The sequence below is a fragment of the Streptomyces phytophilus genome, assembly GCF_013870535.1.
Taxonomy (GTDB): Bacteria; Actinomycetota; Actinomycetes; order Streptomycetales; family Streptomycetaceae; genus Streptomyces; species Streptomyces phytophilus.
The window spans coordinates 1-4,214 of record NZ_JACBXC010000490.1 but is presented as its reverse complement, the minus strand read 5'-3'; the positions used below and the strand labels follow the sequence as shown (position 1 = coordinate 4,214).

The window sequence follows — 4,214 nt, the reverse complement described above, 5'->3', positions numbered from 1 at the left end:
CAACGCCGAGCCGGGCGACGGGCTGACGTACGACCCGGCGCTGGTGCCCGCGGGCACCGGCATCACCGTGGTGGAGGTGGCCCGGGACGGCAGGACGCACCTCCGGCTCAGCCTGACGGGCCTGCTGCCCGGCCGTACGTACGGCGCACACGTGCACACCCGGCCGTGCGGCACTGCCCCGGACGACGCCGGGCCGCACTACCAGAACGAGCCGGACCCCGTGCAGCCGTCCGTCGACCCCGCGTACGCCAACGCCGAGAACGAGGTGTGGCTCGACTTCACCACGGACCGCCGGGGCAACGCCCACTCCACGGCGCGCCAGGACTGGCGGTTCCGCCCCGGCGGAGCCCGGTCCGTCGTGGTGCACGAGCACGCGACGATGACGCACCCGGGCGAGGCCGGCATGGCGGGCGCGCGGCTGGCGTGCCTGTCGGTGCCGTTCGCGTAGCGGGGGAGTGGTCAGCGGTGGCCGGTCGTACGCGCACGCCGGTACGGATCGCGGCGGGCGCCGTGGCGCTCGCGCTCCTCGGCGCCGCCGGGGTGGCGGTCTGGCTCCTCGCGCTCCCGCAGAGCCTCCTGCCCGATGCCCTGCGCACCCACGCGCCGCAGGGCGCCGCCGACGACGCCAAGCCCCCGCCGCTCCAGGTGCAGCAGCACGCGTCGGGCTTCCACGTGCCGTACCGCGCGCCTGCCTCCGGGCTGCCGCACAGCTCCGGCTTCGCCGTCGGCGGCTCGGTGGACATGCCCGCGCTCGGGGACCTGATGTACCGGCGGCGCATGGGCGAGACGTACCCGATCCCCGCCGAACTGGAGGGGGCCGGCACGTTCGAGACCGTGCCCGGCCGCGATCCGGCCCCGGGCGAGGGCCGGGTGGTGCGCTACCGCGTCGACATCGAGGACGACGTACCGCTCGACGGCCGGCTCTTCGCCCGCGCCGTACAGGAGACCCTCAACGACCCGCGGAGCTGGGGCGAGCCCGGCCGGCGCACCTTCGAGCGCGTCTCGACCGGGCCCGCCGACTTCGCCGTCACCCTCGCCAGCCCCGGGACCACGGGGGAGTGGTGCGCCATGTCGGGCTTCGACACCACCGTCGACAACGTCTCCTGCGACTCCGGCCTGACCGAGCGCGTCCTCATCAACGCCTTCCGGTGGGCCCAGGGCTCCACCACCTACGGCGACGACATCCTCGGGTACCGCCAGATGCTCATCAACCACGAGGTGGGCCACCGGCTCGGGCACCTGCACGCCCACTGCGTACGGGACGGGGCGCGCGCGCCCGTCATGATGCAGCAGACGCTCTCCCTCACCACGGACGGCGCGCGGTGCGAGACGAACCCCTGGCCGTACCCCGACCGGGACTGACCGAGAGAGACCGGCTGCCCGCCGGTCACATGTCGTCAGCGGCCGGGGAATGCCGCGGGCGACCAGCGTTGGCCCAACTCGGTGGCGGGTGCTACGGAAATGCGGCGCCGCCGGCATTCACGCGCCCGGAGCAGAGGTCTCCCTAACCCGTTCAGCGCACCGCCGCGCGTGCCCGCGAATTCCCCTGACCCCTGTCCGCCGCAGGCCGATCTCCGGAGAACGCGGTGGCGACAGGCCCGGCCGGGCGGCCGGAGGCCGGCTGCACCCGGCCGTCTGCGGACCGGGCAGCGTCGTTCGGGATGCGGCGGCGCGCGATCTGTTCCCATCCTGGTGCGGGGCGGAATGCACGTCGAACAGGAATGTGGAGGATTCCCGCATGGCTCTCCCGCTGGCGGAACGAATAGCGACGGTCGCGCGTCGGCACCCGGAGAACCCCGCCCTGTTCTGGCAGGGCCGCGCGGTGTCGTACCGGGACCTGCTGGCGATGTCCCGCGCCGCGGAGAAGAGCATCGCCGCGCTCCGCGTTCCGGAGGGAATCCCCGTCGCCGCCGTCGCCGCGAAGTCGCCGGAGACCATCGCCGTCCTGCTCGCCTGCATGCGCACCGCGAGGCCGGTGCTCGTGCCGTCGGCCGACGTGGGGGACAAGGCGCTGCGCAGGCTCCTCGCCGACACCGGCGCCCTCGTACTCCCCGACCCGCGCACCCTCACCACCGGCACGGCAGAGGCGGCCGTCGCCGCACGGCCCGCCGCGGCCCGGGTGCCCGACGGGACCGCGCTGATCCTCACGACCTCCGGGTCCACCGGCTTCCCCAAGGCGGTGCCCCTTCCCGCCGCGGCGGTCGGCGCTTTCGCGGAGTGGTCGGCGGCGACGTTCGGCATCCGCGTCGGTACGTCGGTACTGAGCTACGCGCCGCTCAACTTCGACCTCAGCCTCCTCGACGTCTGGACCACCCTCTCCCACGGCGGCCAGGTCGCCCTGGTGGAGCAGGAGCGCGCCGCCCACCCCAGCCACCTGCTCGCGCTCCTGCAGCAGTGCCCCGTGCACGTCGTCCAGGGCGTGCCGATGCTCTTCCAGCTCCTGGCGGCAGCCGAAAAGCAGGCCCGCGGCGACGAGTTCGCGTCCGTCGCGGAGGTCCTCGCCACCGGCGACTCGCTGTCCCCCGCCGGCCTCGCCGCGCTGCCCCGCCTCTTCCCCGGGGCGCGCATGCGCAACGTCTACGGCTGTACGGAGACGAACGACACCTTCGTCCACGAGATCGACCCCGCCGGCGATCCCGGCCGCTACGGCGCCGTGCCGATCGGCCGCCCCGTCGAAGGCGTCTCCTCGGACATCGTCGCCGAGGACGGCACCGTCGTCGCGGGGCCGGGGCGCGGCGAGCTGATCGTCACCTCGCCCTTCCAGACCAGCGGCTACCTCGACCCGGCACAGCACGCCGCGGCCTTCGTCGGCCATCCCGACGGGGTGACGCCCGGCCCGTACTACCGCACCGGCGATGTCGTGACCCGCCACCCCGACGGCGTGCTCACCCTCGACGGCCGCAGCGACTTCATGGTCAAGGTCCGCGGCATCCGCATCAACACCGCCGCCGTCGAAGGCGCGCTGCGCTCCCACCCCGAGGTGGCGGACGCCGTGGTCCTCGCCCTGCCCGACGAGCGGACCGGCAAGCGGCTGCACGCCGTCGTCCACCGCGCCGCCGGGTCCCTGCTCAACAGCCTGCGGCTGCGTGAGCACGTCGCCGCGGAGCTGCCGCGGGCCGGCATCCCCAGCGGCATCGAGTTCGTCGACGCGCCGCTGCCGCGCACCGCCACCGGGAAGATCGACCGCCGCACCGTGGCGAACAGCCTCTGAGCGGAACCCGTACGAGGAAGGAAGAAGAATGTCCCGCATCGACGCCATCAAGCACCATCTCGTCGAGGAGTACCAGCTGGGCGTCCGGCCCGCCGAGCCGGCCGACGACTACGACCTGCTCCACAACGGCGTGATCGACAGCCTCGCGCTGCTCACCCTGGTGAGCCGGCTGGAGAGCGAGTACGCGCTCGCCATCGACGCCATGGACGTCCTGCCGGACAGCTTCCGCACCGCGGCGTCGATCGACCCCTTCGTGGCCTCCGCCGTCCCGACGGCGAAGGTCGGCTGACCGTGCCCGCCGGCATCCTGCCCGCGCTCGTCGCCCGCCGCCAGGTGGACGAGGGGAGCTGGCACGACCTGTGGGAGCGGGCCGAGGACAAGGCCCTCCTCCCCGGCGAGGCCCTCGCCGTCGTGGCCTCCCTCAGCACCCGGCTGCCCGGCGCGGACACCGTCGTCGCCCTGCTCGACTCGCTCGACGCCCGGCGCGACCGACTCCCCGCGGCCTGGCCCGGCACCGTCAACCTCGTGGGCACCGGCGGCGGCCCGGCCACGTTCGACATCACCACCGCCGCCGCCCTCCTCGCCGCGGCCACCGGCGTCCGCGTCGTCAAGACCGGCTCGCACAGCTGCACCGGCCGCTCCGGCTCCCTCGACACCCTGGAGCGCCTCGGCATCACCACCGCCGCGAGCTACGCCGAGTGCGAGGACACGCTCGCCGCGCACGGCATCGCCTTCGCCGGCGGCTTCGTCCACCCCGTCGAGCTGACCCGGCTGGCGCGCGCGATCCTGCCGTACGGGATGAAGCAGGTCGGCGGCGCCTTCAACCGCCTCGGCCCGTTCCTCGCCGCGATACCCGTCAGCGCCCAGCTCACCGGCGTCACCGACCCCGGCCTCTACGCCGTCGCCGCCCGCGTCGCCGACACCCGCCCGGGCCGCGCCCTCTGGCTGACCCGCAACGACCTCCGCGCCGACGAACTGCTGAGCTTCGCCGCCAACACCGTAC

Annotated in this window: 5 protein-coding genes; all 5 read left to right on the top strand. The window is 74.4% G+C overall.

All coding sequences use genetic code 11. The features are described 5' to 3' along the window. Positions 1-448: superoxide dismutase family protein (locus H5J30_RS19860; RefSeq protein WP_181788756.1), on the top strand; the 448-nt coding region annotated here is incomplete at its 5' end. A gap of 17 nt (positions 449-465) precedes the next feature. Continuing rightward, positions 466-1,362: a DUF3152 domain-containing protein gene (locus tag H5J30_RS19855; RefSeq protein WP_181788755.1), complete on the top strand. Its 897-nt coding sequence runs from the start codon at positions 466-468 to the stop codon at positions 1,360-1,362. A gap of 376 nt (positions 1,363-1,738) precedes the next feature. Beyond that, positions 1,739-3,211 carry an AMP-binding protein gene (locus tag H5J30_RS19850; protein WP_258563421.1) on the top strand — a complete coding sequence of 491 codons (1,473 nt, stop codon included), beginning with the start codon at positions 1,739-1,741 and terminating at the stop codon, positions 3,209-3,211. A 28-nt stretch (positions 3,212-3,239) separates the two neighbouring features. Further along, positions 3,240-3,500 carry an acyl carrier protein gene (locus tag H5J30_RS19845; protein WP_181788754.1) on the top strand — a complete coding sequence of 87 codons (261 nt, stop codon included), beginning with the start codon at positions 3,240-3,242 and terminating at the stop codon, positions 3,498-3,500. Between the two features lie 2 nt (positions 3,501-3,502). Next, on the top strand, positions 3,503-4,214 hold a 712-nt coding region (locus H5J30_RS19840), incomplete at its 3' end, for a hypothetical protein (protein ID WP_181788753.1).

What these genes read in the sequence shown, in the direction of transcription:
- H5J30_RS19845 (WP_181788754.1), top strand. Translation starts at nt 3,240, where the DNA reads ATGTCCCGCATCGACGCCATCAAGCACCATCTCGTCGAGGAGTACCAG.
- H5J30_RS19850 (WP_258563421.1), top strand. Translation starts at nt 1,739, where the DNA reads ATGGCTCTCCCGCTGGCGGAACGAATAGCGACGGTCGCGCGTCGGCAC.